The 1,882-nt window shown below is 64.2% G+C and carries 1 protein-coding gene; it reads left to right on the top strand.

Annotated elements, in window-relative coordinates; all coding sequences use genetic code 11:
- The first annotated feature begins 957 nt into the window (after window positions 1–957).
- Window positions 958–1,776: a rolling circle replication-associated protein gene (locus C472_RS10630; protein WP_004045523.1), complete on the top strand. Its 819-nt coding sequence runs from the start codon at window positions 958–960 to the stop codon at window positions 1,774–1,776.
- Window positions 1,777–1,882: the final 106 nt, after the last annotated feature.

Raw genomic sequence — 1,882 nt, 5'->3', positions numbered from 1 at the left:
GAGGTGAGAGGTGCCGGGTGGGGTCCCCCTAGACACCGTTATAGGTCCCTGTGGTGGGTGGTGGGGTCGGTTCGATTTTCGGCGACCCTTGCGCCGTCCTGCGATTAGGGAGCGGAGGGGCGAGTGATTGTGGTGGGAGAATCGCAAGACGGCGGTAAGTTGTGGCGGTTCAGACAGGGGTATCCTTACGCCGTCCTGCGATTGTACGGATAGGGCCGGGATTCGACAGGGGGAAGAATCGCAAGACGGCGGTAAGTTGTGATGGGTGATACTCCGGGGCGATCGGCGACCCCTGCGCTGTCATGCGGTTTCGGGTTCTGTCTGGCTATGGTTAGAACTGCTAATAACAATATGTGGGCGTGTTGGTAGTATCGGGATAGGTAGATGTTCTGCCGGGGTGAAAGGTCAGTATTCTTTAAGGGGCTAGTCGTTCTCGTCGCAGTCAAAGCTACGCAACGTGAGTGAATGCCCGGAGAAGGCCCGGGCGACGGACGATTCCACCGGACGCGATTTGTGGCAGAATCGCCCGGTGGAAACCTCTTGGCCGGAGGGTTCGTCCTCGCTCTGTCCTCTCTCAGCCGAGTCAGTAAGTGTTTCGACGGTTCACGGAAACGCTCGGTCTGGACGACTAAGCGCCGATCCACCGCAAGGATCGGGCGATCTTGATTTGCCCGAGAGCCGGCGTACCCGGCTCGAGGGCCGCCCGATCCGCACGCCCCCGACCGGCGGGAGGGGGCTATCTTGTGCGGTGGCGGTGCGGCGGCGGTGCGGTCTTTACTCGACGCTAGTTAGAACAACTCAAGAGCCGCTATGCTTCGCCAATTCAGGCGTTCCACCGTGCGGTGCGGTAGAAGACGTGCCGGTGGCTATGGTGCGGTGCGGTGCCACCGGCTCGTCTTCGTCGCGGTCGTCGGATAGTGCCGCCCCAGCTGGGCCGGACGTGCTGTCGGGCCACTCGTGGAGCAGCTCGCGATCGCGTCGGTCGGGGTGGTCGGAGTGAGCGCGGATCCCGTCGACGGCGAGGTCGAGTTGGATGAGCAGTCACGGCTCGGTCGGGACTGGGATTGCGGGCCGGATCGGGAGCGGCCGGACTGCCGGAAGGACTTGGCGCACCTGAAGTACCAGACAGAATCGGGGGAACAGGCGTCGTACCGTTGCGGTTCGTGGGACTGCGAGTGTTGCGGCCACCGGCTGAGGATGGGACTGATCGAGGAGATAGAACGGATCACGGAGGAGCGCCCGGAGATGCGTCGGTTCCTGACGCTCACAGTGGACCGCAGAGCGCCCGCGTCGAAGGAGGAGAAGCACGAGTACATCACCGATCGGTGGAACGCGCTGAGGACGGAACTGAGGGACCGCTATCCAAACCTGTCGTATCTGTGGGTGCGGCACGAGGGAGACGAGCGGGACCGGCCGCACCTGCACCTGCTCGTGGATCGGTTCCTGCCGCAGCGGGAACTGTCGCAGTTGGCCGAGCGCGTCGGCCTCGGCCGGGTGGTGGACATCCGGCGGGTGGACGCACGGAACGCGGCGCACTACATCAGTGCGTACCTCGGTCGTGGCTCGCTGTCGTTCCTGCCGTCGGGGTCGCGGCGGTACGGATCTAGCGCCGACGTCGATCTCGATCCACGCGATCCGGGCGGCGACGATCGTGACGGCAGTGCGCTCGAGGAGGACTGGTCACTGATGGCGTGGGATCCGATCGTCGAGGACTGGGTGTCGGCTGCGTCGGGAGACTTCCGGCGCGACGAGGATAGAGGACCGCCACCAGACTAGATCGGTCGGTCCCACCGCGAGGTGAGAGGTGCCGGGTGGGGTCCCCCTAGACACCGTTATAGGTCCCTGTGGTGGGTGGTGGGGTCGGTTCGATTTTCGGCGACCC

The organism is Halorubrum tebenquichense DSM 14210, assembly GCF_000337415.1.
GTDB classification, from domain to species: domain Archaea; phylum Halobacteriota; class Halobacteria; order Halobacteriales; family Haloferacaceae; genus Halorubrum; species Halorubrum tebenquichense.
Note: the sequence above shows the minus strand (reverse complement) of the source record. Positions and strands in the feature narration are given on the sequence as shown.